Source organism: Actinomadura sp. 9N407 (genome assembly GCF_044326315.1).
Classification (GTDB): domain Bacteria; phylum Actinomycetota; class Actinomycetes; order Streptosporangiales; family Streptosporangiaceae; genus Spirillospora.
Genome location: NZ_JBIRAW010000043.1, coordinates 1 through 24,465, shown reverse-complemented (window position 1 = coordinate 24,465; position 24,465 = coordinate 1). Strand labels below are relative to the sequence as shown.

28 protein-coding genes are annotated in these 24,465 nt (G+C 70.7%); 12 read left to right on the top strand and 16 right to left on the bottom strand.

Features of this window, described 5'->3' with window-relative positions:
• Positions 1 to 4: 4 nt before the first annotated feature.
• Positions 5 to 388, top strand: a complete 384-nt coding sequence (locus ACH34Q_RS41810; protein ID WP_395988760.1) for an ACT domain-containing protein — start codon at positions 5 to 7, stop codon at positions 386 to 388.
• Positions 389 to 473: 85 nt separating this feature from the next.
• On the opposite strand, the gene ACH34Q_RS41805 is transcribed toward ACH34Q_RS41810, so the two are convergent.
• On the bottom strand, positions 474 to 1,430 hold the full coding sequence (locus ACH34Q_RS41805) for an NUDIX domain-containing protein (RefSeq protein WP_395988759.1): 957 nt from the start codon (positions 1,428 to 1,430) through the stop codon (positions 474 to 476).
• A 119-nt stretch (positions 1,431 to 1,549) separates the two neighbouring features.
• On the opposite strand from ACH34Q_RS41805, the gene ACH34Q_RS41800 reads away from it, so the two are divergent.
• The 3 genes from ACH34Q_RS41800 (at position 1,550) to ACH34Q_RS41790 (ending at position 4,337) form a co-directional block, all read left to right on the top strand.
• Complete coding sequence (locus ACH34Q_RS41800) at positions 1,550 to 2,032, top strand: PaaI family thioesterase (protein WP_395988758.1); 483 nt, start codon at positions 1,550 to 1,552, stop codon at positions 2,030 to 2,032.
• Between the two features lie 107 nt (positions 2,033 to 2,139).
• Entirely contained in the window at positions 2,140 to 3,843 is a 1,704-nt protein-coding gene (gene sppA / locus ACH34Q_RS41795; protein ID WP_395988757.1) for a signal peptide peptidase SppA, read from the top strand.
• Positions 3,828 to 4,337, top strand: a complete 510-nt coding sequence (locus tag ACH34Q_RS41790; protein WP_395988756.1) for a flavin reductase family protein — start codon at positions 3,828 to 3,830, stop codon at positions 4,335 to 4,337. Before sppA ends, ACH34Q_RS41790 begins: the two co-directional genes overlap by 16 nt.
• Positions 4,338 to 4,347: 10 nt before the next feature.
• Here ACH34Q_RS41790 and ACH34Q_RS41785 read toward each other — a convergent pair whose 3' ends face one another.
• The 5 genes from ACH34Q_RS41785 to ACH34Q_RS41765 form a co-directional block, all read right to left on the bottom strand.
• Positions 4,348 to 4,704 (bottom strand): DoxX family protein, encoded by a 357-nt coding sequence (locus ACH34Q_RS41785; protein ID WP_395988755.1) that lies wholly within the window; start codon positions 4,702 to 4,704, stop codon positions 4,348 to 4,350.
• 14 nt (positions 4,705 to 4,718) lie between these two features.
• A complete protein-coding gene (locus ACH34Q_RS41780) occupies positions 4,719 to 5,618 on the bottom strand; it encodes a sigma-70 family RNA polymerase sigma factor (RefSeq protein WP_395988754.1) in 900 nt (299 codons plus the stop codon).
• 220 nt (positions 5,619 to 5,838) lie between these two features.
• Entirely contained in the window at positions 5,839 to 6,123 is a 285-nt protein-coding gene (locus ACH34Q_RS41775) for a hypothetical protein (protein ID WP_395988753.1), read from the bottom strand.
• Between the two features lie 105 nt (positions 6,124 to 6,228).
• Entirely contained in the window at positions 6,229 to 7,197 is a 969-nt protein-coding gene (locus tag ACH34Q_RS41770; protein WP_395988752.1) for a zinc-binding dehydrogenase, read from the bottom strand.
• Between the two features lie 67 nt (positions 7,198 to 7,264).
• Complete coding sequence (locus tag ACH34Q_RS41765; protein WP_395988751.1) at positions 7,265 to 7,969, bottom strand: serine hydrolase domain-containing protein; 705 nt, start codon at positions 7,967 to 7,969, stop codon at positions 7,265 to 7,267.
• Between the two features lie 368 nt (positions 7,970 to 8,337).
• Between ACH34Q_RS41765 and ACH34Q_RS41760 the strand changes: the two genes are divergently transcribed.
• On the top strand, positions 8,338 to 9,948 hold the full coding sequence (locus ACH34Q_RS41760; RefSeq protein WP_395988750.1) for a tetratricopeptide repeat protein: 1,611 nt from the start codon (positions 8,338 to 8,340) through the stop codon (positions 9,946 to 9,948).
• Between the two features lie 92 nt (positions 9,949 to 10,040).
• Here the strand turns inward: ACH34Q_RS41760 and ACH34Q_RS41755 are convergent, their stop codons facing one another.
• From ACH34Q_RS41755 to ACH34Q_RS41745, 3 genes are all read right to left on the bottom strand, one after another.
• Positions 10,041 to 10,229, bottom strand: a complete 189-nt coding sequence (locus tag ACH34Q_RS41755; RefSeq protein ID WP_395988749.1) for a DUF397 domain-containing protein — start codon at positions 10,227 to 10,229, stop codon at positions 10,041 to 10,043.
• 74 nt (positions 10,230 to 10,303) lie between these two features.
• Positions 10,304 to 10,435: a DUF397 domain-containing protein gene (locus tag ACH34Q_RS41750; RefSeq protein ID WP_395988802.1), complete on the bottom strand. Its 132-nt coding sequence runs from the start codon at positions 10,433 to 10,435 to the stop codon at positions 10,304 to 10,306.
• A 43-nt stretch (positions 10,436 to 10,478) separates the two neighbouring features.
• On the bottom strand, positions 10,479 to 11,309 hold the full coding sequence (locus ACH34Q_RS41745) for a helix-turn-helix transcriptional regulator (protein ID WP_395988748.1): 831 nt from the start codon (positions 11,307 to 11,309) through the stop codon (positions 10,479 to 10,481).
• Between the two features lie 102 nt (positions 11,310 to 11,411).
• Here ACH34Q_RS41745 and ACH34Q_RS41740 point away from each other — a divergent pair, with 102 nt between their 5' ends.
• The 3 genes from ACH34Q_RS41740 (at position 11,412) to ACH34Q_RS41730 (ending at position 12,617) form a co-directional block, all read left to right on the top strand.
• Entirely contained in the window at positions 11,412 to 11,837 is a 426-nt protein-coding gene (locus tag ACH34Q_RS41740) for an ATP-binding protein (RefSeq protein WP_395988747.1), read from the top strand.
• Positions 11,810 to 12,124: a DUF397 domain-containing protein gene (locus ACH34Q_RS41735; protein ID WP_395988746.1), complete on the top strand. Its 315-nt coding sequence runs from the start codon at positions 11,810 to 11,812 to the stop codon at positions 12,122 to 12,124. Before ACH34Q_RS41740 ends, ACH34Q_RS41735 begins: the two co-directional genes overlap by 28 nt.
• 67 nt (positions 12,125 to 12,191) lie before the next feature.
• Positions 12,192 to 12,617 carry a hypothetical protein gene (locus ACH34Q_RS41730; protein WP_395988745.1) on the top strand — a complete coding sequence of 142 codons (426 nt, stop codon included), beginning with the start codon at positions 12,192 to 12,194 and terminating at the stop codon, positions 12,615 to 12,617.
• 67 nt (positions 12,618 to 12,684) lie between these two features.
• On the opposite strand, the gene ACH34Q_RS41725 is transcribed toward ACH34Q_RS41730, so the two are convergent.
• A complete protein-coding gene (locus tag ACH34Q_RS41725) occupies positions 12,685 to 13,227 on the bottom strand; it encodes a bacterioferritin (RefSeq protein ID WP_395988744.1) in 543 nt (180 codons plus the stop codon).
• A 394-nt stretch (positions 13,228 to 13,621) separates the two neighbouring features.
• Here ACH34Q_RS41725 and ACH34Q_RS41720 point away from each other — a divergent pair, with 394 nt between their 5' ends.
• The 3 genes from ACH34Q_RS41720 to ACH34Q_RS41710 are packed head-to-tail and all read left to right on the top strand — an operon-like array spanning position 13,622 to position 15,021.
• Positions 13,622 to 14,074, top strand: a complete 453-nt coding sequence (locus ACH34Q_RS41720; protein ID WP_395988743.1) for a hypothetical protein — start codon at positions 13,622 to 13,624, stop codon at positions 14,072 to 14,074.
• A gap of 21 nt (positions 14,075 to 14,095) precedes the next feature.
• On the top strand, positions 14,096 to 14,299 hold the full coding sequence (locus tag ACH34Q_RS41715; protein WP_395988806.1) for a hypothetical protein: 204 nt from the start codon (positions 14,096 to 14,098) through the stop codon (positions 14,297 to 14,299).
• Positions 14,296 to 15,021 (top strand): class I SAM-dependent methyltransferase, encoded by a 726-nt coding sequence (locus ACH34Q_RS41710; RefSeq protein WP_395988742.1) that lies wholly within the window; start codon positions 14,296 to 14,298, stop codon positions 15,019 to 15,021. The genes ACH34Q_RS41715 and ACH34Q_RS41710 overlap by 4 nt, the downstream gene beginning before the upstream one ends.
• A gap of 16 nt (positions 15,022 to 15,037) precedes the next feature.
• On the opposite strand, the gene hutI is transcribed toward ACH34Q_RS41710, so the two are convergent.
• The 6 genes from hutI to hutH form a co-directional block, all read right to left on the bottom strand.
• Positions 15,038 to 16,204, bottom strand: a complete 1,167-nt coding sequence (gene hutI, locus ACH34Q_RS41705) for an imidazolonepropionase (protein ID WP_395988741.1) — start codon at positions 16,202 to 16,204, stop codon at positions 15,038 to 15,040.
• Positions 16,205 to 16,345: 141 nt separating this feature from the next.
• Positions 16,346 to 17,287 carry a hypothetical protein gene (locus ACH34Q_RS41700; protein ID WP_395988740.1) on the bottom strand — a complete coding sequence of 314 codons (942 nt, stop codon included), beginning with the start codon at positions 17,285 to 17,287 and terminating at the stop codon, positions 16,346 to 16,348.
• A gap of 170 nt (positions 17,288 to 17,457) precedes the next feature.
• Positions 17,458 to 18,891 carry a formimidoylglutamate deiminase gene (locus ACH34Q_RS41695; protein ID WP_395988739.1) on the bottom strand — a complete coding sequence of 478 codons (1,434 nt, stop codon included), beginning with the start codon at positions 18,889 to 18,891 and terminating at the stop codon, positions 17,458 to 17,460.
• Positions 18,892 to 18,901: 10 nt separating this feature from the next.
• A complete protein-coding gene (locus ACH34Q_RS41690; RefSeq protein ID WP_395988738.1) occupies positions 18,902 to 20,197 on the bottom strand; it encodes an allantoate amidohydrolase in 1,296 nt (431 codons plus the stop codon).
• On the bottom strand, positions 20,194 to 21,921 hold the full coding sequence (gene hutU / locus ACH34Q_RS41685) for a urocanate hydratase (RefSeq protein ID WP_395988737.1): 1,728 nt from the start codon (positions 21,919 to 21,921) through the stop codon (positions 20,194 to 20,196). The genes ACH34Q_RS41690 and hutU overlap by 4 nt, the downstream gene beginning before the upstream one ends.
• A 43-nt stretch (positions 21,922 to 21,964) precedes the next feature.
• Complete coding sequence (gene hutH, locus ACH34Q_RS41680) at positions 21,965 to 23,509, bottom strand: histidine ammonia-lyase (RefSeq protein ID WP_395988801.1); 1,545 nt, start codon at positions 23,507 to 23,509, stop codon at positions 21,965 to 21,967.
• A gap of 164 nt (positions 23,510 to 23,673) precedes the next feature.
• Here hutH and ACH34Q_RS41675 point away from each other — a divergent pair, with 164 nt between their 5' ends.
• The gene (locus tag ACH34Q_RS41675; protein ID WP_395988736.1) at positions 23,674 to 24,441 is read left to right on the top strand and encodes an IclR family transcriptional regulator; all 768 of its coding nucleotides are present in this window, start codon (positions 23,674 to 23,676) and stop codon (positions 24,439 to 24,441) included.
• Positions 24,442 to 24,465: the final 24 nt, after the last annotated feature.

Here is a 24,465-nt window from a genome sequence, read left to right as displayed (position 1 = left end):
CGGGATGACCTCACCCTCGTCCCAACGCCTTCACATCGTTCCATCGCAGTTCGTCGTCGAGCACTACCCGAACGCGACGTTCCCCGAGGACGACGAGTGGATCGCGCTGGTACGGGCTCCCGAGGGCCTCACCGCCATCCGGGAGGTCCCGCCGTTCGTGGACGCCGAGCGCTGGGTCGGCTTCTACGGCGACGCGCCGCACCACCTCGCGGCGACCGGGATGCTGGCCGCGATCGTGGGCCCCCTCGCCGAGGCCGGGCTGCCGGTCTTCGTCGCCTCCACGTACCACGCCGACCTGGTCCTCGTTCCCGAGCACCGCATGGCCGACGCCACGACGGCACTCCAGGAGGCCGGCCACCAGGTCGTACAGCCCAGCAAGCCGAGCTAGACCGGCCGCGCCATCGACCTGGCCGAATCGGCCAGGCCCATATCAGCCAGGCCCGTATCAGCCAGGCTGTATCAACCAGGCTCAATCAGCCAGGCTGGGAGGTCTGGGGCAGGCAGCCGAGGAGCCAGCGGGGCCCGACGACATGCGCTCCGGCGGCCTCGCATCGGGCCCGCAGCTCACGGTCGGCGGTGACGACCAGATGCACCACACCCGGGTCGTGTCCCTCACTCACCAGCTCCACGATCTTGTCGTCCCCGCTATCCGGAGCGGCCACCACACGAACGTCCCGCACAGCCCCATTCACGGCCCCGGCCCCGGCCGCGGGCTCGTCCGCGGCTCCGTCGGCGATCCGCCTCGCCTCGCCCTCCACGACCAGGACGATCTCGGGGAAGTAGGTGTCGAACGGGAACGACTCCTTCGGCAGTCCTGAGACGCCTTCCTTCAGCGCGGCGAGGTCGTCGCGGAGCCGCGCATTGGCCCCGGCGCGGTCCCTCCACCATCCGAGGTGCCCGTCCCGGCCACCCGACCGAGCCCCCGGGCGGGCGCCCACCACGTTCGCGGCGTCGACCACCAGGACCAGCCGCCGCAGGCCTTTCCGGAGCAGTGGCCAGGAGCGCGCGAACGGCGGGAAGAGCTTCTTGTCGGTGACCTTGTCCAGCGGTACCCACGCCGCCTTGCTGGTCTCCCGGGACGCGGGCCGTACCTCCACCACTTCGGGTACGGACCCGATCACGGAGACGAATCCCCAGCCGCCGTGATCCTCCAGCCGGACGCCGTGCACGGTCACATGGCCAGTGTCGAGCGTGCATTCCTCGGCCGTCTCGCGGAGGGCTCCGGTCACCGGGTCCTCGTGGCTGTGCAGCGCGCCGCCGAACATCCCCCACGTACCGCCGCCGATGCCCCACCAGGCGCGCTGCTGCAGCAGCACGCTGACCTCGCCGCCCGCATCGCGGTGGTACGCCAGCAGCCCCGACGCGCCGAAACGGCCCCAATGCGTATGGCCCTGGGCGCATCGCGCGAAGCCGTCACCGTCGCCACCCATGACGGTGACCTTAGCCCGTCCCCGCTCCCCGGTGATGAACGGCACAGGGGCCCGCCAGGCCGTCCCGAACGGAAACGAATACCATTCGGTGCGAAATGGCCTGATCAGAGGGGAACCAGTTGAGCATCGACACGACCGCCGATCTGTGGAACACGCTGACGGGGGCCGAGCTCATCCAGGCGATGAGCGAGGGCCGGTTCCCCGAGATCTCCGAGGTCAACACGCACATCGGGCAGAAGATCAGGAAGGCCGAGCCCGGTCTGGTGGAGATCGACTGGCACCCGGGCGAACGTCTGACCAATCCCGGCGGCACGGTCCACGGCGGCTACATCGCGATGATCCTCGACAACGCGGTGTGCCTGGCGGGCTCCAGTACCTGCGACCACTTCATGCCGATGCTGACCCTGAATCTCAACGTCGACTACCTGCGCGGCGTCCAGGCCGGCGAGCCGTACACGGTCACCGGCACCTGCGTGCACCCCGGCCGTACCCGGCTGGTCTCGAACGCGGTCATCACCGACGCGGCCGGCCGCCCGGTGGCCCAGGCGTCCGCATCCGTCCTGGCCAACCAGGCGTTCGCCCGCACCGCCCCCTCACGTTGACTCGTGGCGTGTTCGCCTCCACAGGCGACGCCAGGGGCGAACACGCCACGAGTCAACGAGGAGAGCGCCGGCTGAGGACCTGCCGACCGAACGCATAGGCTGGGGTCATGGTGGATCCCGGCACAGTCGTCAACGTCATCAAGCAGGCCCGTGACCGGCGCACCGCGCCGCTGATCCTGGAACTCGATCTCACCGACGGGATCGTCGAGACCGCGCCGTCCGATCCGGTGTCGGCCTTCCTGTCCATGCGCCGCACCCACCTGCGGGACGTCCTGGACGGGCTGCGCCGGGCGCGCTCCGACACCCGGGTGAGGGCGCTCGTCGTCAAGGTGACCGACGGCCTCGGGCTGGCGATGTCCCAAGAGCTCCGCGAGGCCGTCCAGGCGGTACGTGACGCGGGCAAGCTCACCGTGGCGTGGGCCGAGACGTTCGGCGAGTCCGGGCGCGGAACGGTCCCCTACTACCTGGCCACCGCGTTCGACCGGATCTACCTGCAGCCGTCCGGGGACGTGGGGCTCACCGGCGTCGCGCTGGAGGAGCCGTTCTTCGCCGGCGCGCTGGAGAAGGCGGGGATCCAGCCGCGCTTCGCCAAGCGGCACGAGTACAAGACCATGGCCAACACGTTCATGGAGAAGGCCTACACGCCCGAGCACGAGGAGTCGTCCCAGCGCCTGGTGACCTCGCTCGGCGAACAGATCACCGCCGCGATCGCCGCCGCCCGCGGCCTGACGGAGAAGCGCGTCCAGGAACTCACCGACCAGGGCCCCCTGATGGCACCCGAGGCCCTCGAAGCGGGCCTGGTCGACAAGCTCGCGTACCGCGACGAGGTGTACGCCGACGTCCGCAAGGAGGCCGGCGCCGACGCGATGCTCCGCTTCGTGTCCCGCTACAACCGCACCCACAGCCTCGCGAGCCGCCTGCCGCAGCCCGGCAAGCAGGACGCGATCGCGCTGGTCAACGGGCAGGGCCCGATCCGGCTCGGCCGCAGCGGCCGTGGCGGTCCGCTGCCCAGCCAGGGCCCCGCGATGGGCTCCGACACCATCGGTGCCGCGCTGCGCGCCGCCGTCCGCGACGACCGGATCAAGGCGATCGTCTTCCGGGTCAACAGCCCCGGCGGCTCCGCCGTCGCCTCCGACGCGATCTGGCGCGAGGTCGTGCTGGCCCGCGAGGCCGGCAAGCCGGTGATCGTCTCGATGGGGAACGTGGCCGCGTCCGGCGGCTACTACGTCGCCATGGCGGCCGACACGATCGTCGCCCAGCCCGGCACGATCACCGGCTCGATCGGCGTGGTCGTCGGCAAGGCCGTCGTCAACGACCTCCTCGACCGCGTCGGCGTGGGGCTCGGCAGCGTCGCCGAGGGCGAGCACGCCCGGATGTTCAGCGCCACGAAGGACTTCAGCGACTCCGAATGGGAGCGCGTCAACGTCTCGCTCGACCGGATCTACGACGACTTCACCGGCAAGGCGGCCGAGGGTCGCGGCCTCTCCCAGGAGCGCGTCCACGAGCTGGCCCGCGGCCGCGTCTGGACCGGCGCCGACGCCCGCGACAACGGCCTGGTCGACGAGCTGGGCGGCCTCGACCTGGCGCTCGACCTGGCCCGCAAGAAGGGCGGCCTGGCCGCCGACGCGCCGATCCGCAGCTACCCGCACTCCTCGCCGCTGGAACGGCTGCGCCCGCCCGAGTCCAGCGACGACCGTACGGCCGCGTCCGCGCGCTTCGACGCCTGGGGCTCGCTCGGCGGCCTGGCCGCCCGCCTCGGCCTGCCCGCCGCCGGCCCGCTCAGCCTGCCGGGGTCATGGGACATCCGCTGAACCCGGCCGCCTCCACCGGGCCGTCCGACTACATCGAGGCCATCGCGGGCTTCGCCACCGGCGTGGTCGTCCTGACCGTACGGGACGGCCGCGACGACCTCGGCACCACGATCTCCTCGTTCATGTCGGTCTCCCAGGACCCGCCGATGGTCCTGGTGGGCGTCTCCTCGGACTCCTATCTCGCCGAGGTGCTGACCCGCCAGGACCGCTGGGCGGCCACCGTCCTCAGCACCGCCCAGCGCGCCCTCGCCGGCCGTTTCGCCGCCGAGGGCCGTCCGGGCGCCCGCATCCTGCTCGCCGCCGAACCCCACCACCGCGGCCCGCACTCCGAGGCCCTGATCCCCGAGAACGGACTCGCGGCCCTGGAGTGCGAGACCCGCCGGCGCGTCGAGGCGGGCGACCACATCCTCTTCGTCGCCGAAGTCCTGTCAGCCGACTACGTGACCCGCGACCTCACGCCCCTGGTCCGAGTCAACCGCCGCTACCTCGATTGACTCCCTGATTTCAGGAGCCCTGCGTGATCGCGAAGGCCAGCGACGCGACGGCGAGAGCCAGGAAGCCGCCCGGGAACGCCACGTTGTAGAAGACCCGCGCCCGCACATGAGCGCCGACGGCACCCACATAGAAGGCCACGAGGCCTGCCGCCGCCGCGATCCCGATGACGTCCGCCCCGAGCAGCCCGAGAAGCAGCCCCGCCGCCCCGGCGGCCTTGAGCGCGGCCAGCCAGGGCAGCCACGAACGCGGCAGGCCCACCTCCGCGGAATTGGCGAGCACGAACTTCGACTTGGCCAGATCGGCGATGACGATCGCGACGTTGGCCGAGATCGTGATGACGGTGACGACGATGTAGGCGATGAACATCTCGCTCCTCCAACTCAGTGATCGATGCGGAGCAGGGCGAGGCGTCGAGGATCCGCGATCACGTCGTAGTGGACGATGCGGCCCGCCGCGACCCGGAAGACCAGCGCGATACGGGGACCTTCGTCCGACGGAACCACGATCCCCGGCCGCCCATCGATCGTGACCATGCGGGCCCGCTGGGCATTGGCCCGAAACGCCCGCGTCTCGCCGACCACGGCCCGTACTCCCCGGATCCGCTGCGCCGCGCCGGACGGAAGGGCCTGCGGGTCCGCCGCTCTCGTCACGTCAGGGTGGAGTACCTCGACGAGGCCGTCGATGTCACCCTGCTCGGCCGCCCTCAGGAACGCACTCACCACACGACGCGCCGTACGGGGGTCGGTGTCAGGCGGCCTGTTCGGCCGGCGCACCCGTCCACGCGCACGGCTGGCCAGCTTCTTGGCCGCCCCGGGTGTCGTCCCCAGGATGTGCGCGACCTCCTCGAAGGGCGTCCCGAACGCGTCGTGCAGGATGAGCGCGACGCGCTGGGGCGGCGTCAGCTCACCGAGGACGGTCAGGAAGACCGCGGTCAGCTCGCCCGCCAGCAGCGCGGTCTCCTCAGGACCACCCCCGTCCACGGAACGTTCAGGCAGGTCTTCCGGCGGCTCCGGCGTCTCCCGTGAACGGCGTAGCAGGTCCAGGCACAATCGCGTGACCACGGTGGTGAGCCATGCCGCCACGTTGCGGACCTGGCCGGCGTCGGCGCGCGCGTACCGGATCCACGCCTCCTGCACCACGTCCTGAGCGTCGGCGTCCGATCCGAGGATGCGGAACGCCACCGCGAGCAACTGCGGCCGCTCGCGCCGGAAGACCGCGACCCGCTCCGCGTCGCTCCCCGCGTCGTTGTCCGCGTGGTGAGCGCTCCACTGCTCGACCATCGTCACCTCCCCGTCGTGTGCATCCACCTACCCGACGCACGAGCGACTCGAAAGGTGACCCCGGCCCACCGCCCCAGCCCGGCGTTGACTCAGGCGTGGGACGCCATCCGCACGGACTCCCGCTCGGTGTAGCCCGCGATGGCCTTTCTGGAGAACGGGAGTCGGCCGCGGGCCGGAAATCCGTTCCCGCGACCGCACACGCCCATGGATCTCCTGCGGGTCAGGCGCTTTCGCGCTTGCCGAACACCGCCCCCAGGAACTTGAAGACCATAAGCACCGGAAGAATGAACGCGTAGAAGAACATGAAGTAGTCGCCGCCCTCGAAGATGAACCCCAGATAGACGGCGTATCCGAGGAAGCCCGCGCCGGCCACGGCACTGAGCGCCCGCTGCCCGGCGCCCTGACCGGCTCCGATACCCGCCAGGCCGAGCATGACGACGCCGGACAGCAGCAAACCCACGACGTACCACGAGAAGGTGGCGTCGGCGCTGAAGTCGATATTCATTGATGGCCTTCCAACGTTCCGAAATAAAGTTGGATAACCATAGCGGCCGGAGGCGAGCAGCTCCTTAGGTGGCCTAAATAGGCCACCGGCGCCGTCGCGGGGCGGTCAGATCAGGAGCAGGGTCTTGCCCAGGGCGCCGCGATTCTCGATCGCGGCGTGCGCGTCCGCGGCGCGTTCCAGCGGGAAGGTCTGCCCGATGATCGGCCGGACCCGTCCCGAGACCGCATCGGCCATCACCTTCCCGGCCCATTCGCCCATCCGCGGCCCGAACCCGAAGAGCTGCTCGATCCCGATCACCTCCACCCCGCGCCGCCCCGCCTCCGCCGGCTCGATCTCTGTCACCTCGCCGCTGGACGCGCCGTGCACCGAGAAGCGGCCACCGGCCGCCGTCACCTCGAACGCGGCCCGGCCGATCTCCCCACCCACACCGTCGAACACCACATCCGCCCCCGCACCACCGGTCGCCTTGAGCACTTCCCCGGCCCAGTCCGTCCCGGAGTAATCGACCGCGACCTCGGCTCCCAGCTCACGGGCCAGCTCCAGCTTGCGCCCGCCGCGCGCGGCCCCGACGACTCGGGCGCCGGCGGCCTGAGCCAGCTGCACCAGCAGACTTCCGACACCGCCCGCCGCGGCCTCGACCAGGACCCAATCCCCGGGACGGATCCGGGCCCCCTCGACCAGCCCCAGAGCTGTACTGCCATCGGTATGCAGGGCGGTGGCCTCAGGCAACCCGAGCCCTTCCGGCACCGGGATCAGCTCGCCCACCTCGGCCACCGCCCGTTCGGCGAACCCACCGGCCGCCACTCCGGCCAGAACCCGCTGTCCGGACCAGCTCGGATCCACCCCGTCCCCGAGTGCCCCCACCCGGCCGGCCACCATGCCGCCCGGGACGTACGGCAGTTCAGGCTGCTCGTGCCACTTGTCGACACCACGCCGGATCTGCGTCTCGACGAACGTGATCCCCGCGACCGAAACCTCGACCACCACCTGCCCCGGCCCGGCCACCGGCTCCGGCACGTCCCCCAGCACAAGCACCTCAGGTCCACCGAAACGCAACGCCTGTACCACCCGCATGCCACCACTCCCCCCACGTTCGGAACACCAACACAGGGGAAGTCTCCAGCCTCAACCAACCTTGAGGTCAACCGCGGCGCTTGTAGGCCGCCAGACGCGGAGACGGCAGGTGGGCCGACGTCCCCGGAATGACGGTGTGCCCGAGGGCGAGCCGCTCGATGATCCGTTCATGGACGGCCTGCTGCCAGGGAGCGCCCGTGGCCTTCTCGATGATCATCCCGGCCAGGACGTAGTTGGTGTTGGAGTAGCCCCAGCGCTCACCGGGCTCGAAGACCGGCCCGTGCCGCATCGCCATGGCGATCACCTGCTCCGGCCTGTACGTACGGAAGCGTTCGCGCTTGAACTCCTCGGGCGTGGTGGCCCGTTCGAGCGGTACCTCATCGGCGTACTCGGGGATGCCGCTGGTCTGCCCGAGCACCTGGCGAACGGTGATCTTCGCGCCATCGTTGCCGTTGCCCGCCACCACCCCCGGCAGCCATCGCTCCACCGTGTCGTCCAGGCCGATCCTGCCTTCGCCGACCAGTTGCAGGACGACCGTCGAGACGAACGTCTTGGTCGTACTGCCGATCCGGTGCCGGGCGTCCCAGGCGACGGGACCGCGGCTGGTGAGGTCGGCGACTCCGCCACGCGCGCGCAGCCGCCCCGAAGGCGTGTTCACCTCGGCCAGTACGCCCGTCGCTCCCGTTGCCCGCAGCGCGTCCACATCGCGCTGCAACTGCGCCGTACCGTAATCCGGCTTATCCAGCGCACCAGCCGCCGACGGCACCGCCATGCTCGCGAGCAAACCCGCTCCCACTGCCAGCGCCAGCCGGCGCCGCCTTGCGGAAGAGAACTTCGAGTACCGAGGAGGGACGGAAAACTTCGGGGGGCGAACTTCGCGGCTCGTCATGTTCACGATCTTCGATCGGACCGCCGCCGTCCGGTATCAGGCATCCCCCGGAGCCACCCCTGACCCAGCCCTTAGCCCGACCCTTGCACTCTTGCTGGTCGCAGTCTCTGCGAGGCCGTACGGCATTGGTGTACGAGCCGTTCGTGAGTCCGAGCCGGCCCCCTCCCCGCCGCCTGCCCCCTCGGTGTCGGATCGCGTACGCCCGTACCATGGCGTCATTGCCGGGACCTACGTGAGGCGAGGCGCTGGTTGTGGCCGTTTCGTGGCAGTGGCTCCGTACAAGACTCCGGCCGGGCGACGCCCGCCGCCGTGTCGACGGCCTGGCCGCCGAGCACATCGAACGTGATGACTCCTCCGCCGCGCTGGCTCTCCTCCGCGACCACGGGATCGCCGAGGCGGCCGCGGCCGCGCAGGTGGCCGACCTGCTCCTCGTCCGGGACCGGGTGGACGATGCGATCGCCGTGCTCCGCGACTGCGCCGAAAGAGCGGAGCCGCCCGCGGAACGGACCCTGGCAGCCCGCTCGCTGGCGTACCTGCTGGCCGAGCACGGCAGGACCGACGAGCTGCGGGAACGGGCCAGGGCCGGTGATCCGGACGCGGCCGAGCGCCTGGTCATGTGGCTGCTCGAACGGGACCGCGCCACCGACCTGCGCGCCCATGTGTCGTCCGGCGGCGTCTACGTGTCGGACCGGATCATTCTCGCCCTGCGCCGCAAGGGATACCGGAAGCTGGCCGACCTCGCCGTCCGGAGACATCCGGAACAGGTCGGCTACGCCTCGGCCGAACCCCTGGTCGCGGAGATGGAACGTCAGGGCCGCTACCGAGAGGCGATCCCTTTGCTTCGCGCCTTCGCCGAGCGGAGCCCCGGCGCGGCGCAGCGGCTCCTGGACCTCTGCCGCAAACAGGGTGACGCCGCCGGGGCCGCCGAGGCGTACCGCCTGCAGTCCGGGACCCTGAACGACTACAACGCACGCCCCCTGATCGGCCTGTTTCTGAAGAACGGCCGGATGGACGACGCCATGCGCGTCCTCCGGGACCACCCCAACGCGGCCGACCGGTTCACCACGTCCTGCCTGGTCGAGCTGATGATCGTCTCGGGCAGCGCGCTGGACGCCCTGTCCGTCCTGCGCCGCCGTCCCGAACGGTGGGCGGCGGAGCACCTCGCCGACCTCGAGTCCCGGCCGGACCGCATCGAGATCGTCCGCGCATCCCCCGACGAGGCCGCCGCCATGGTCGACCGGACCATCGACGCCGGCGACATCGACAGGGCGCTCGCCCTCCTCCGCGTCCGCGCCGCCGGAGGAGACCCCCGGGCGGCCGAACGGCTGGCGGCACTCCGGCGGGACCGCGCGAACGATCCGAAGCTGCGCTCGATCGACCTGCTGATGAGCACGCTGTACGACCTCCGCGTAGGCCGTGATCTCGGTCCCGTGCCGTACTCCATCCAGGAATGGGAACGAGGCCGCGTCCCCGACCCCGGGGGAGACGCCGACGCCCGGCTGGCCGCAGCCCTCCGCGACGCCGGTGCCGTACCGAGGATCCCCGGCGGTGAACTGCCGAAGCCCGCGTTCATCAGTACGTCTCGGGACCGCCTTTACACCGAACTGCACCGCCGGTTCGACGACGATATGTCGTACGAGGTGCGGGAAACCCCCGGGTACCACTGGGACGTCCGCGACGAGCACGGCATAGGCGCGTACTTCGACGCGTCCGTGAACAGCAGGGGCGAAGCCGAATTCTCGTTCGTCGACGACCGGTACCCCGCGACGCCGGACGGCTGGCGAGCCCTGATGTCCGCCGTGAACGACTTCGGCGACAGCCGCAAGCACATCCATCTCTTCGTCAACCCGTACGCCGACTGAATCGCCCATACGGGGTGTCCTAGGCACCTGTTCCCCAACCAGTCTGTGCAGGTCAGCCGCGACTCGGACGCGGGGGAGGACAACGCCGCCGCTCACCGCAGGTCGAGCCGACCCTGCTTGACCTGCTCCACCAGCCGCCCGAACACGAACCCGCTCACCGCGAGCCGGTCCCCGTCTGGGTCTTTGGAGTCCCGCACCCCTACGCCACCCGGCAACCCGGCCAACTCGACACATGTCGCATCGTTGGCGCCTCCGCTGTGAGAGCTCTTTCGCCAGATCACGGATCTGCTCCTCTCGTACGCAGGGCCGCCGGTACGCAGCCACCGGCGGCCCACTACTACTCAGCTCCGTACGCTCACCGCAGGTCGAGCCGACCCTGCTTGATCTGCTCCACCAGCCGCCCGAACGCGGACCCGCTCACCGCAAGCCGATCCCCGTCCGGATCCTTCGAGTCCCGCACCCCTACGCCGCCCGCCAACCCGGCCAACTCGACACATGCCTCGTCGGTCGAGCCTCCGCTGTACGAACTCTTACGCCATTTGTGGATCAAGGTATTCCTCCATCACTTTCGCGATCAGAGCCCGAGACTCCTCTCTGGAGAGAGCTATAGCCCCGATGCGCTCGAAGTCCATGCCCAACTCCCGAACCTCGGAGGGGACTTCCACCAGACGCCCACCGCGCAATGCGCCGATATAAGCGATATCTCGGCTCTCCAGGCTCATGATCTGAAATGACCCGTCAAGACCATCGTAGGCGCCGACACTCCTTGGGATCACTCGAATGATCACTCTCGAGCGCCTACCCAACTCCAGGAGTCGTTGGAGTTGCGCCGCCATGACCTGCGGGCCACCGACGGGCCGATGCAGCGCGTTCTCGTCTAGAAGGACGATGAGCATCGGTCCCTTCGAGGGGGTCAGCAGCGCCTTCTGCCTTGCCATGCGCGCCGCGATGGCCGCCTCCACGTCCGCGCTGTCCCCGAGTTCGACGAACGCACGGGCGTAGTCCTCCGTCTGGAGCGGGACGGGGATGACCTGGCCTTGATAGACCCGGATGACGTCCGCCCGCGACTCGTACTGCGTGTACTGCTGGAACCACATCGGATCGTGCCCCATCTGGGCGAACCACAGCAGCGTCTCGCACAGGCGCGGGAGCCCGTAGCGCTCGTCGAGCTTCTGGGCCTGGCGTACGTCGATCTTGAGACGTGCCGCCTCGATATTAGAAACAGTCGAACGGGCTGCCCCGATGATCTGCCCGCACTGGGTGAGCGAAAGGCCATGCCGCTCACGTTCGCACCTCAGCACGTACGCGAGGAAGTGCCAGAGCGAAATCTTGGGGTCGAGCGGCTCCCGAACGTTGACCATTTCCCCTCCAGTGTTTCCGATTTTCACAGCAACACAAGAGGTTAACCACAGAGGGCCATCCTTGGGAGAGAAAACAGGAAACACTCTCTGAGGGGCAAGGTGATGACAGCAAAGTCCGACTGCCTTCTGATCTCCATGCTGGCATCCAAAGCGGCCGCCGGTTTGGCCAGAACGCTCACCCATGCCCGACTTCAAAAGTGGGGCTATTCAAACATTTCGGACGATGCATTCCTGGTGGCGTCCGAGCTGATCAACAACGCCGTGGCGGTGGCGGCCGGCAGGCAGATCAGGTACCAGGTCAGCCAGCACATGGGCGAGGTCGTCCTCGCGGTCTGGGATCCCAGCGACCGCGTCCCGACGTGCAAGCCGCCTGCCGAGCTGACGCTCGACACTCTCGATCTGAGTCCCGAGAACTGGGACGACAACGGCGGCTGGGGGCTCACGCTCGTGGCCACGCTCTCCGCGCAGTCCGGCTACACGATCGATCCCAAAGGCGGCAAATGGCTCTGGGCTCGCCTCAAGCCCTGAAGGCCGCCTACCCCTTCCGGCCTGACTCGAATGCGGCTGGCCGGGTAAACCCACAAGAAATCAGGAGGTACACGGAAATGTCCAGCCAGTTCCACTTTCGGAAGTCGACCCTGTGCAACGGGGAGGATTCCGGGTGCAGGTGCGTCGAGGTGGCGACCAACCATGCCGAAGTGATCGCGGTGCGGGACACGAAGACGGGCGGGACCCTGGAGTTCACGCCTCACGAGTGGGCGGGCTTCATCGCCGGGGCGAAGGCGGGACAGTTCGACATCGACTTCCAGATCTGACGACATCCGAAGCCGGGGCCCGCCCAGCCTCCCTGCGGTGGGCCCCTCCGGGCCGAAAGCGCTGAACATGCCCTTCGACTACGAGTACTGGCGCGACGAGAGCCGGGACGACTGGCGGCGTCTGGGCCTGCACTGGCACGCGTACGTGTCCCGGATGGACGGCGGCGCGTTCGCCGACGAGGCGGCCCGGCGCGACCTGATGACCGACCTCGCTCCCCAGTCGGTGCGCGACTGGCTCCGCAAGCCCGCCCGGAGCCTTCGGCAGGTGACCACCACTCCGGAGGACGCCGTGGGCTGGCTACACCGGCAATGGGAGCCGATCAAAGCGCAGGCCGGCCAGGAGGCCGTACGGATCCCGGAGCAGACCCGCTTCGGGCTGGCCCTCTACGAACTGCGGTGCGGGAACGACCTCTGCTGGGGTTTCTGGCTCGGCGCGTCCGTACACCTGCACCTGGCCCTGGTCGGCACCGCCGACGACTGCCATCCACGCTGAGCACGCATGCCGAGGACGCGGTCGTGCGTGTCCTCGGCATCCGCCGGCTACCGGCCGCAGGCCCTGCTCAGGCGATGTCCTTGGGGAGGCGTTCCAGGAGGCCGCGGAGGTCGTCGGCGTGCTCTTCCTCTTGCGCCAGGATGCGCTCGAAGACGCGCTTGGTGGTGGGGTCGTCGTTGCCGAGCCACTGGACGATCTCGGTGTACGACATGATCGCGACGCGTTCGGCGACCAGGTCCTCCTTGATCATCGTGACCAGGTCGAGGCTGGCTCCGTACTCGGCGTGCGAGCGGGTGGTGAGGGTGTCGGGTGCGAAGTCCGGGTCGCCGCCCAGCTGGACGATACGGGTGGCGAGCATGTCGGCGTGCTCCTGCTCCTCGTTGGCGTGCTCGAGGAATTCCGACGCCACCGACTCGGCGTGGATGCCGGTCGCGGTGAAGTAGTGGCGCTTGTAACGCAGCGTGCACACGATCTCGGTGGCCAGCGCCTCGTTGCAGACCTGGATCACCCGGTCGCGGTCCGCGCCGTACGCCTCGGTGATCGGCCCTTTCTCGATCTCCTGCCGGGCCCGGTCCCGCAGGGTCTTGACATCGGTCAGGAAATCCGCCATTCCTTGCCTCCCGTTCGGTGCCTCGCTCAGCACGGATAGGCCCTACCCGGCCCACGCGTTTCACACGTGGGCCGGGATAGGCGCGGGCCACGTCGCCGCAAGATCTGTCCGCCGGCATGTTGCTGTGGCTGCGGGCCGACCAGGCGATGGCGGTCAGCAGGGCGCTCTGCACGGAGTGCATCGGGCCCCGGCCGCTCTCGGCTTCGCCGACCCGCCGCCCTCACCCGTTCACGGCCCCGGCCCGTTCGCGATCGAAGGGACCTCGCCCGCCTGGGCGGAGTGGGTCGAGCGCCGGTATGCGACCTCGACCACCGACGCCCGGCCAGATTGGCGTTCCGGCCACAGCGGCACTCTCGCCGATCGTCGAAGTCCGGCAAGGCCCATAATTCCTGGCATGGATCTGCGTCCCGAGTTGCTGCCGCCTCCGGCGGACCAGCAACACCTCGAACACCTCAGCCGGGAGATAGAACGGATCTCCGACCTCCTGGCCACCGGCCGGCCCGCCGACGAGGCGATCACGTCCTTCAACAGTTCGACCGGCCATCAGTACGGCCGGTCCGACTTCGCGGAGTACCACGGCTGGCGCGACCTCGAAGACTTCGCTCTGGAAGCCGCTCGACCCGCATATCCACGAGTCCCTGACATCACCCGCGACGAGCTCATCGAGACCGTCCGCAGGGTCTTGGCCGCCGACTCGGATTCCGACTACTACCTGCGGCTCCTCCAAGCCAATGTCACCTATCCCGGCGTTCACGACCTGATCTACCACCCGCCTCCCGAGCTGACCGAGGCATCGCCCGCCGACATCGTCGACCGAGCCCTCAGCCATCGCTCCATCGCCCTCTGAGAAACCCACGTCGGGCCAGGATTGACAGCCCGCATCCGCAAGGCCGTCCGCGCCCGCGGCCACTTCCCCAACGAGCAGGCCGCCCTCGAGTGCATCTACCTCGCGCTGATGCGCCTGGACCCCACCGGCAAGGGCCAGAAACAACATTGCGGCCGCTCGTCCACGCAGGCCGGCCCTCTCCAGGGGGTTGACCGGACGGCGGGCGGTGAGACGCTGAACGGGTGACGTCCCTGTCCGACCCGGCCGATCTGCCCGATGCGCGCGGCTCGCCGGGCCGTCCGGCGAGTTTTGCCCGGTGGGCCTGCGGCTACGACACCAGCCAACTGCAGCGGGTGCTGTATGAGCCGGTGCACCACCAGGTACTCGGCCACGCCCGCCGCCACATGCCCTGTCCCACTCAGATCCTGGACGTCGGCTGCGGCACCGGGCGCCTGACCAGCGCCTGCGCCCGCTACTACCCGGACGTGCCGACGATCGGCATCGACCCCTGCACCGAAATGCTCACGCGGGCGGCCTCCGATCGCCAGGGCGCTCCAGCAGCGGTATGGCTCCGGTCCCGCGCCGAAGCGCTGCCCTTCCGCGACGGCGTCTTCGACCTGGTCGTCAGCACCCTGTCGCTGCGGCACTGGCGCGACCCGCCCCAGGGCCTGATCGAGATCGGCCGCGTCACCGCGCCCGGCGGCACCATCGTGATCGCCGACGCCGCGCTCAGCGACGCGCTGGCCCCGCCCACGGTCACCCTCCGGCCCGGCCGCCCCCGCCGGCACCCCGCGCCGCGCCTGCGAGGCCGGTGGCCCGGTCACCTCCGCAAGAGCGCCAGACCATCGGCCGGCCTGCGCCATGCCCTGTACCAAGCCGGGCTGCGCCTTGACCACATCGAACCGATCGCGCTCCCGATCCCGCTCACCACCGTCACGCTGATCGCCGCCGACAAACCGGTGTTTTAGCTACACGGTGTTTTAGCTACGCGGTTTGCCGGCCGTTCTGCCATACGGCGGCGACTTGGGGGACGCCTGGGCGGTAGGCGAGATGGATGTACGAGGGTGCGTCCAGCATCAGGACATCCGCGCGGGCTCCCACCGCCAGGTGTCCGACGTCGGTACGGCGCAGCGCCCGCGCGCCCCCCGCTGTGGCGGCCCAGACCGCTTCGGCGGGGGTCATGTGCATGTCCCGTACGGCGACCGCGATACAGAACGCCATGCTCGAGCTGTAGCAGGAGCCCGGGTTGCAGTCGGTGGCCAGCGCGACCGTGGCTCCGGCGTCGATGATGCGGCGGGCGTCGGGGTACGGCTGGCGGGTCGAGAACTCGACTCCCGGGAGGAGCGTCGCCACTGTTTCCGAGCCCGCGAGGGCATCCACGTCCTCATCCGTGAGGAAGGTGCAGTGGTCGGCGGAGGCCGCTCCCAGTTCGACCGCGAGGCGTACGCCGGGGCCGGGACGCAGCTGGTTGGCGTGCATGCGAGGCATCAGCCCGGCCTTGATTCCCGCTTCCAGCACTTCCCGGGCCTGGTCCGCATCGAACGCCCCGGTCTCGCAGAAGACATCGATCCAGCGCGCATGCGGAGCGCACGCGGCCAGCATCTCGGTCGCGACGAGGTGCGTGTACCCGGCGGCGTCGTCGGCGTACTCGGACGGTACGACGTGGGCCCCGAGGAACGTGACCTCGTCGACGACTTCGGACGCGATCCGTACGGCCCGTTCCTCCTGCTCCACGGAGAGGCCGTAGCCGGACTTGCACTCGACCGTGGTCGTCCCCTGGCGCGCCATCTCGTTCACCAGGCGCCGCAGGTTGGCGCGCAGGTCCTCGTCGGTGGCGGCCCGTGTCTTCGCGACGGTCGTCCTGATGCCGCCGGCGGCGTACGGGCGGCCGCTCATCCGTGCCGCGAACTCCTCGGCCCGTTCCCCCGCGAAGACGAGGTGCGCGTGCGAGTCCACGAAGCCCGGCATCACCGCGCGCCCGGCCGCGTCGTACGCCTCGTCGGCCTCGGGCGCCTCTGACGACGGCCCTACCCAGGCGACCTCGTTCCCGTCCAGGACGAGCGCCGCGTCCCGTACGAGCCCGAGCGGCCCGTCCCCGAGTCCGGGCTCGTTGGTGACCAGTTCCCCCACGTTCCTGATGACCACGCTCATCGGCCCAGCATCGCACTGGACGGGCTACTTTCACCGCATCCAGGGCCCATGATCGTCTGAAATGCGAGACGTTTCCGGGCGCGCGTGGGGCCTGAGCGACTTCGACCCCGGCCGTTCAACGGCGCGGGGTCGAAGCGGAGTTCACCAGCCCTGCTGCGGAGGCCCTCCGTGGCTCGGCGGCTGGGGCGGCGGGTAGCCGGACCCGGGCGGCGCGGGCGGAGGCCCGTATCCCCCCGGAGCCGCGGGCGGCGCGGGCGGGTAGCCCTGCCCGACCGGCTGAGCGGGCTGCTGGGGAGGCCAGCCCTGACCGCCTTGCTGGGGTGGGGGCGGCTGCTGCGCGCCGGGCTGGGGCGGGTACGGGGCGCCCTGCTGCGGCGGGTACCCGCCCTGCTGGGGCGGGTACGCCTGACCGGGCTGGGGCGGGTACGAAGCGCCGGGCATCGGAGGCTGGGGGCCGCCCATAGGCTGCATGCCCGGACCGTACGGGGGCGCCGGCTTGCTACCGCCCTTGGCGAGCTTGGCCACGCCGCCGACCGCCAGCACGATCAGGGCGATCACGCCGAAGATGATCAGCTTGCCGATACCGCCGCCGCGGCGCCGCCCGCCGGTGGTGACGTCGGTGTCGATATCGGTGTCCGGCACCCCTGTGTAGGTGCTCGAAGGGCCGGGCTCCGGTGAGGTCGGCGAGGACGTCGTCGCGGTCGCGCGCAGCGATCTCAGCATCGCGGTGAAGCTGAGGGTCAGATCGCTCGTGGAGCGGGCCGTGCGGTTGAACTCTCCGGTGGCCGTCGTCATGTCCGAACGGGTGACGCCCGACGCCGGGCCGGCACTGTAGTAGAGGTAGTCGAGTGTCGGGTTGTACCCGAACACCACCATGTCCGACGAGGTCCGCTTGCTCGTCACCCAGGTCCCGAACGCGGTCTGGGTGGACGGCTGCCGAGCGGTGTAGATCCGTACCGGACCCGGCAGCGCCGCGGCATGGGGGCGCACCTCGGAGGTCCGCAGCACGCCGGCCATGTCGATCACCAGAGCGGGGCCCTGCGCCATTGCCGGTGCCGGCCCGACCATGGCGAACACCGTCATAAAAATACCGACAAATAGCATCAAACGTCGCAACATGCCCCACGTCCCCGTGCAAACCAATATTCCCGACCATGCAAAGAACCACATTCAGGGGCATCCGCGCGGGAAAACGGCGATATCACTCTCCGCATCCCCAGGCCTGATCACCGCATCACCGGAGCGGCCCGAGGTCAGTCCTCGGAGGGCTCCGCGGTCACGCTGGCGATGGCCTCCTGGAGGGCGGACGGGACGTCGTTCACGAGCAGGTGGCGGCCGTCGCGGACGATCTCCCGGCCGGAGACCACGACCGTACGGACATCGGCGGCGGTGGCGGCGAAGACGGCGGCCTCTGCGGCGAAGACGGCCGCGGTGCCGGGAGCCGAGCCCTCCGGAACCACCGTGCCCGCCGTACGGACGGAGTCGAGCGCGACGGTGACCAGGTCGGCGTACGCGCCCGGTTCCAGCCGCCCGGCCTCGGGCCAGCCCAAGGCGTAGTGGCCGTTCCAGGTGGCGGCGGCGAGGAGTTCACCGGCGGACCAGTGGCCGCGCTCGCGGGTACGCAGCCGCTCGTTCAGCTCGACCGCGCGGGCCTCCTCGAACAGGTCGATCACCGCGTGCTGGTCGGAGCCGAGGCAGATCGGGGCGCCGGCACGGGCCAGGTCGCGGGCGGGACCGATGCCGTCGGCGAGGTCGCGTTCGGTGGTCGGGCACATGCAGACGCCGGTCATCGTGGTCCCGAGCAGGTCGATGTCCTCGGGGGCGAGGTGGGTGGCGTGGACGGCGACGGTACGGGCGCCGAGCGCGCCGCACTCGGCCAGCAGCCGGGACGGGGTCATCCCGTACGCCTCCAGGCACTCCTCGTTCTCCGCGGGCTGCTCGGAGAGGTGGACGTGGAGGGGCGCCTGGTGGTCCTTGGCCCAGCCCGCGACGGCGCTGATCTGCTCGCGCGGTACGGCGCGTACGGAATGGATCGCGGCACCGACGCGGGCATGCAGGCGCCCCGCCTTGTCGGTCTGCTCGTACAGGCTGTCGACACGGCGCGCCCAATTGCCCGCACTGCCGTCGTTGAAGCGCAACTGCGGGCCCGTCAGCGGCTGCCCGATCCCACCCGCGAGGTAGCAGGTGTCGAGAAGCGTGATCCTGATGCCCGCGTCGTCCGCGGCGGCGATCAGTGCCTCGCCCATCGCGTTGGGGTTGCCGTACGGGGCGCCGCCCGGCCGGTGATGCAGGTAGTGGAACTCGCCCACGCAACTGATGCCCGCCATGGCCATCTCGGCGAAGACGGCCCTCGCCAGGGCGCGATAGGTGTCGGGATCGAGACGGTCGGCGATCCTGTACATCTGGTCGCGCCACGTCCAGAACGTCCCGCTCCCGCCCTGGCCGGTCTCCGCGGGGATCTTGCTCGCTTGGGCGCCGCCTCCCTGAGCGCGGCCGCGCAGGGCGCGGTGGAAGGCGTGGGAGTGGGCGTTGGCCAGGCCGGGGAGGGTGAGCCCGGCGAGGCGGAGCGCGCCCGGCGGGGCCGGGACGCCACGAGTGACGGTGGTGAAGCGCTCGCCGTCGGCCTCGATGAGCACATCGGCGGCCACCTGGTCACCAAGCCAGGCAAACTCGGCATGCCATTGCATATCGGACTCTTTACCCGGCTGCCGGCGCTTTGAGCCCGGCTGCGGGCTCTTCGAGCCCTCCTGCCAGTTCTTCGAGCGCGATGGTGAGAGCCTCCACTCCGGCCAGACAGTCATCCCTGTCCGCGTGCTCGGCCGGAGCATGCGAGATCCCGGTCGGGTTGCGGACGAAGAGCATCGCCGTGGGCAGCCGGGACGCCAGGATCCCGGCGTCGTGGCCGGCGCCTGTGGGAAGGACGCGGACGCTCCCGGGGCCTCCGGACGGCTCGGGCCCCGAGGGCTGCGCCGCGTTCTCCGACCGGGCGAGGGTTTCGGCCAGGCGGTCGCGGAGGGTCGTGTCGAAGCCGACGACCTCGGAGTACGACTCCTCGGCCAGGTCGACGGTGACGCCGTGCTCGCGGGCGGCCTTCTGGGCCGCCTCATGGATCTCCGCGACGGTACGCCGTACGGCGTCGTCGGCCGGGCCCCGGCCGTCCAGCCAGGCGGTGACGGAGGAGGCGATCGCGTTCACGCCGTTCGGGGTCACCTCGACCTTGCCCACGGTCGTGAGGGTGCCGTGGCGCTCGGCGGCCTGGCGGGCGGCCAGGACGAGGTGGGCGAACGGCAGCATGGGGTCGCGACGGTCCTTCAGGTGCGTGGTTCCCGCGTGGTTGCCCTCGCCGGTGAAGCCGAACCGCCAGCGGCCGTGCGGGACGATCGCGCTCGCGACGCCGACCGGCACGTCGAGCGCGCGGCCCTGCTCGATGTGCAGTTCGACGTGGCAGCCGATGCGGCCGAGCAGGTCGTCGTCGGGACCGATCCGTTCCGGGTCCAGGCCGTGGCGGGTCAGGACGTCGGCGAACGCGTGGCCGTCGCGGTCGCGCAGGCCCCGGGCCCGGTACGGGGCGATCGCGCCGCTGAGAAGGCGGGAGCCCAGGCAGGCGACGCCGAAGCGGGCTCCTTCCTCCTCGGCGAAGGCGGCGACACCGATGGGGCGCGCGAGCTGGACGCGGCGCTCCCGCAGGAGATCGATCGCGGCGAACGCCGACACGATCCCGAGCGGCCCGTCGTACGCGCCGCCGCCGGGCACCGAGTCCAGATGGCTTCCGGTCAGGACGGCGTCGCCGCGGCTGCTGTCCGCGGGAAGCCACCAGGCGAACAGATTGCCGTTCGCGTCGGTCTCGATCTCGAGGTCACGCTTGCGCGCCTCGTCCACGAACCAGGCACGGCACTCCAGCTCGGGCGGCGTCCACGCGAAGCGGTGGTAACCGCCGGAATCCGGGTCACGGCCGATGGGCAGCAGGTCCGCCCACATCTCCTCGAAGCTCACGACTCCGCCGCGCCTGTCTCCGGGGCGTGCTCGTGGGAGTGCTCTAGTGACGGGACGCGTACGCCTCGTTCGGTGGCGACCTCGACGGCCCTGTCGTAGCCGGCGTCGACGTGCCGCATCACGCCGGTGCCCGGGTCGTTGGTCAGGACGCGTTCCAGCTTCTGCGCGGCCAGGTCCGTCCCGTCGGCGACGCAGACCTGGCCGGCGTGGATGGAACGGCCCATGCCGACGCCGCCGCCGTGGTGGATCGAGACCCAGGTGGCGCCCGAGGCCGTGTTGAGCATCGCGTTCAGCAGCGGCCAGTCGGCGATCGCGTCCGATCCGTCCGCCATGCCCTCGGTCTCCCGGTACGGGGAGGCGACCGAGCCGCAGTCGAGATGGTCGCGGCCCAGCACGATCGGCGCGCTGATCTCGCCCCGGGCGACCAGGTCGTTGAAGACGGCCCCGGCCTTGTCGCGCTCGCCGTACCCGAGCCAGCAGATCCGGGACGGCAGGCCCTGGAACCGCACCCGCTCCCCCGCCATCTTGATCCAGCGGGTCAGCGGCTCGTTGTCGGGGAACAGGTCGAGGATCGCCTTGTCGGTACGCGCGATGTCCTTGGGGTCACCGGACAGGGCGGCCCACCGGAACGGGCCCTTGCCCTCGCAGAACAGCGGGCGGATGTAGGCGGGCACGAAGCCGGGGAACGCGAACGCCCGCTCGTACCCCGCCAGCTGCGCCTCGCCCCGGATGGAGTTGCCGTAGTCGAAGACCTCGGCGCCCGCGTCCTGGAAGGCGACCATCGCCTCCACGTGCACGGCCATCGACTGGCGCGCCTTCGCGATGAACCCCTCGGGGTCCTTGTCGCGCTCGGCGGCCCAGTCCTCGAACGCGACGCCGCGCGGCAGGTACATCAGGGGGTCGTGCGCGCTGGTCTGGTCCGTGACGATGTCGATCGGCGCGTGGCGGCGCAGCAGTTCCGGTACGACGTCGGCGGCGTTGCCGAGTACGGCGATGGACAGCGGCACCCGCTTGGCCTTGGCCTCCTCGGCCAGCCGGAGCGCCTCGTCCAGCGAGCCGGCCGTCCGGTCGCAGTAGCCGTGCGCGACCCGGCGCTCGATGCGGGACGGGTCGCACTCGATGCAGATCACGACGCCGCCGTTCATCGTGACGGCGAGCGGCTGCGCGCCGCCCATCCCGCCCAGGCCCGCGGTCAGCGTGATCGTCCCGGCCAGGGACGCGCTGCCCTGCAGGCCGTTGCCCGAGCCTTGCCGGCTGAGCTTCTCGGCCACGGCGGCGAACGTCTCGTACGTACCCTGCAGGATGCCCTGCGTCCCGATGTAGATCCACGACCCGGCGGTCATCTGCCCGAACATCGTCAGCCCCAGCGACTCCAGCCGCCGGAACTCCTCCCAGGTCGCCCACTGCGGGACGAGGTTGGAGTTCGCGATGAGCACGCGCGGCGCCCACTCGTGCGTACGGAAGATCCCGACGGGCTTGCCGGACTGGACGAGCAGCGTCTCGTCCCCCTCCAGGCCGCCCAGCGAACGGACGATCCCGTCGAAGGCGTCCCAGCTGCGGGCCGCCTTGCCGGAACCCCCGTACACGATCAGCTCGTCCGGGTGCTCGGCCACCTCGGGGTCGAGGTTGTTCATCAGCATGCGCAGCGCGGCCTCCTGCGGCCACCCCTTGGTCGCGGTCGGCGCCAGGCCGCGCGGCGCGCGTACGGGACGGGGTCCGGACATGATGACTCCTCCTTCTAGGACAGAGGGCTTTACGACTGTGCTTCTAAGACAAGGGACCGGTGACGGACTCGGCGGCGGCGACGAGCGTCCCGTCGCGGACGAGATCGGTGGCGAGCGCGATCTCCGGCGACAGATGCCGGTCGGGCCCGGGGCCCTGGACGTGCTCGCGCAGCGCCGCGACGACGGCGCCGGTGGCCGGCCCGGGACGCAGCGGGCGGCGCAGGTCGAGCGCTCGGGCGGCCGTGAGGATCTCGATCCCGATCACCTGGGCGAGCCCGTCCACCGACCGGCGCAGCTGGCGGGCGGCGTTCCAGCCCATCGAGACGTGGTCCTCCTGCATCGCCGAACTGGGGATGGAGTCGGCGCTGGCGGGCGCGGCCAGCCGCTTCAGCTCGGAGACGATCGACGCCTGCGTGTACTGGGCGATCATGTGCCCCGAGTCCACCCCCGGGTCGTCGGCCAGGAACGCCGGCAGTCCGGACGAGCGGTTCCGGTCGAGCATCCGGTCGGTACGCCGTTCGGACATCGAGGCCAGATCGGCGGCCGGAATGGCCAGGAAGTCCAGGACGTACCCGACGGGCGCGCCGTGGAAGTTGCCGTTGGACTCCACCCGGCCGTCCGCCAGGACCACCGGGTTGTCGACGGCCGAGGCCAGCTCGCGGGACGCGACCAGCTCGGCGTGCGCGAGCGTGTCCCGGGCCGCCCCGTTCACCTGCGGGGAGCAGCGCAGCGAGTAGGCGTCCTGGACACGGGTGCAGTCCGGCCCCCGGTGCGACTCCATGATCTCCGAGGCGGCCAGCAGCTTGCGCAGGTTGGCGGCCGAAGCGGACTGCCCGGGATGCGGCCGCAGGTCCTGCAGGTCGGCGGCGAAGACGCGGTCGGTGCCCAGCAGCGCCTCGACGGTCATCGCGGCGGCGACATCGGCGGCGGTCAGCAGCCGGCGCAGGTCCCCGATGGCCAGGACGAGCATGCCGAGCATCCCGTCCGTGCCGTTCAGGAGCGCGAGCCCTTCCTTCGCGCCGAGCGTGACCGGCTCGATCCCGGCGGCGGCGAGGGCCTCGGCGGCGGGCTTCAGCTCGCCGGACGCGTCCCGTACCGGACCCTCGCCGATCAGTGCCAGCGCCACATGTGCCAGCGGCGCGAGGTCCCCGGAACAGCCCAGGCTGCCGTACTCGTGCACGATCGGCGTGATCCCCGCGTTCAGCATCGCGGCCAGCGTCTGGGCCGTGACCGGCTGGACGCCCGTACGGCCGGTGGCGAGGGTACGCAGGCGCAGCAGCATCAGCGCCCGGACGACCTCCCGTTCCACCTCCGGGCCCGACCCGGCCGCGTGCGAGCGGACGATGTTGAGCTGGAGCTGCGCCCGCAGGTCGGGAGCGATGTGCCGGGTCGCGAGTGCCCCGAAGCCTGTCGACACCCCGTACACCGGCGTGGGGCGCGCCGACAGCTCCTCGATGTGCGCCCGCGACGCCGCCATCAGCTTGACCGCTTCGTGGGTCAGCGCGATCGGTGCGCCGTTCCGTGCCACCGCCATGACCCGGCCGAAGGTCAGCGGCTCCGGCCCGACCTCGACGTGCGTCTCCCCCATGCCGCCCGGCTCACTGCTGCCCGACTCACTACCCGACTCAGCCATGCCGCCCCGTCCGTCCCATGCAAAGGCCATACCCACCATTCCAACGGCAAGCGCCCCCGGAAAGGAGGGCCTGCGACGCCGTTGTGTCTCACATACGAGACAATGCGAGGATGGGCTCGATGGGACAGGTACCGGCCGCGCGGCGGGCGCTGGCGGTGCTGCGGCTGCTGGCGGCCTCGGCCGGGCCGTTGCCCGCCTCGGCGATCGCGCGCTCCCTGGAACTGCCCAGGTCGAGCACGTACCACCTGCTGACCGCGATGGCCGAGGACGGCTTCGTCGCGTACGTACCGGAGGAACGGCGCTGGGGGCTGGGCGTCGCGGCGTTCGAGATCGGCTCGGCCTACCTGCGGCACGGCCCGCTCGAACGCCTCGCCCGGCCGCTGCTGCGCCGGCTGGTCGACCGGGTGGGCGAGATCGCCCAGCTCGGCGTCCTGCACGGGGCCGAGACCCTCTACCTGCTGAAGGAGCAGCCGCCGCGGCACGCGACGCTGGTGACGGACGTGGGCGTACGGATGCCGGCGCAGCTCACCGCCAGCGGCCGTTCCATGCTGGCGTTCCTGCCCGCGGCACAGGTACGGGCCCTGTTCCCCGGGCCCTTCGTGGACCGTACGGGACAGGGCCCGGCATCACTGCGCGAGTTGCGGCGGGTCCTGGCCGAGGACGCCCGGCGCGGCTGGTCGTCCGAGGACGGCCACATCACCGAGGGCCTCGCCAGCATCGCGGCCTGCTCGTTCGACCACACCGGCCATCCGACGGCGGCGATCACGGTGACGTTCCGCCGCGAGAGCCGCCCCCAGGAGACCTGGCCGGCGCTGGCCGCAGCCGTACGGACCACCGCCGCCGCCCTGACCACCCGCCTGGGCGGCCACCCGCCCCCAGCGCGTTGACTCGTGGCGTGTTCGCCGTCCCGC

Bases quoted from the DNA above. Each gene is read 5' to 3' on its own strand.
- ACH34Q_RS41785 (WP_395988755.1), bottom strand. From the start codon at position 4,704: ATGTTCATCGCCTACATCGTCGTCACCGTCATCACGATCTCGGCCAAC.
- ACH34Q_RS41790 (WP_395988756.1), top strand. From the start codon at position 3,828: ATGGGACATCCGCTGAACCCGGCCGCCTCCACCGGGCCGTCCGACTAC.
- sppA (WP_395988757.1), top strand. From the start codon at position 2,140: ATGGTGGATCCCGGCACAGTCGTCAACGTCATCAAGCAGGCCCGTGAC.
- ACH34Q_RS41775 (WP_395988753.1), bottom strand. From the start codon at position 6,123: ATGAATATCGACTTCAGCGCCGACGCCACCTTCTCGTGGTACGTCGTG.
- ACH34Q_RS41700 (WP_395988740.1), bottom strand. From the start codon at position 17,287: ATGACGGTGTTCGCCATGGTCGGGCCGGCACCGGCAATGGCGCAGGGC.
- ACH34Q_RS41745 (WP_395988748.1), bottom strand. From the start codon at position 11,309: ATGGTCAACGTTCGGGAGCCGCTCGACCCCAAGATTTCGCTCTGGCAC.
- hutH (WP_395988801.1), bottom strand. From the start codon at position 23,509: ATGGGGGAGACGCACGTCGAGGTCGGGCCGGAGCCGCTGACCTTCGGC.
- ACH34Q_RS41740 (WP_395988747.1), top strand. From the start codon at position 11,412: ATGACAGCAAAGTCCGACTGCCTTCTGATCTCCATGCTGGCATCCAAA.
- ACH34Q_RS41735 (WP_395988746.1), top strand. From the start codon at position 11,810: ATGGCTCTGGGCTCGCCTCAAGCCCTGAAGGCCGCCTACCCCTTCCGG.
- hutU (WP_395988737.1), bottom strand. From the start codon at position 21,921: ATGTCCGGACCCCGTCCCGTACGCGCGCCGCGCGGCCTGGCGCCGACC.
- ACH34Q_RS41765 (WP_395988751.1), bottom strand. From the start codon at position 7,969: ATGGCGGTGCCGTCGGCGGCTGGTGCGCTGGATAAGCCGGATTACGGT.
- ACH34Q_RS41805 (WP_395988759.1), bottom strand. From the start codon at position 1,430: ATGGGTGGCGACGGTGACGGCTTCGCGCGATGCGCCCAGGGCCATACG.
- ACH34Q_RS41675 (WP_395988736.1), top strand. From the start codon at position 23,674: ATGGGACAGGTACCGGCCGCGCGGCGGGCGCTGGCGGTGCTGCGGCTG.
- ACH34Q_RS41725 (WP_395988744.1), bottom strand. From the start codon at position 13,227: ATGGCGGATTTCCTGACCGATGTCAAGACCCTGCGGGACCGGGCCCGG.
- ACH34Q_RS41730 (WP_395988745.1), top strand. From the start codon at position 12,192: ATGCCCTTCGACTACGAGTACTGGCGCGACGAGAGCCGGGACGACTGG.
- ACH34Q_RS41780 (WP_395988754.1), bottom strand. From the start codon at position 5,618: ATGGTCGAGCAGTGGAGCGCTCACCACGCGGACAACGACGCGGGGAGC.
- hutI (WP_395988741.1), bottom strand. From the start codon at position 16,204: ATGAGCGTGGTCATCAGGAACGTGGGGGAACTGGTCACCAACGAGCCC.
- ACH34Q_RS41720 (WP_395988743.1), top strand. From the start codon at position 13,622: ATGGATCTGCGTCCCGAGTTGCTGCCGCCTCCGGCGGACCAGCAACAC.
- ACH34Q_RS41695 (WP_395988739.1), bottom strand. From the start codon at position 18,891: ATGCAATGGCATGCCGAGTTTGCCTGGCTTGGTGACCAGGTGGCCGCC.
- ACH34Q_RS41770 (WP_395988752.1), bottom strand. From the start codon at position 7,197: ATGCGGGTGGTACAGGCGTTGCGTTTCGGTGGACCTGAGGTGCTTGTG.
- ACH34Q_RS41810 (WP_395988760.1), top strand. From the start codon at position 5: ATGACCTCACCCTCGTCCCAACGCCTTCACATCGTTCCATCGCAGTTC.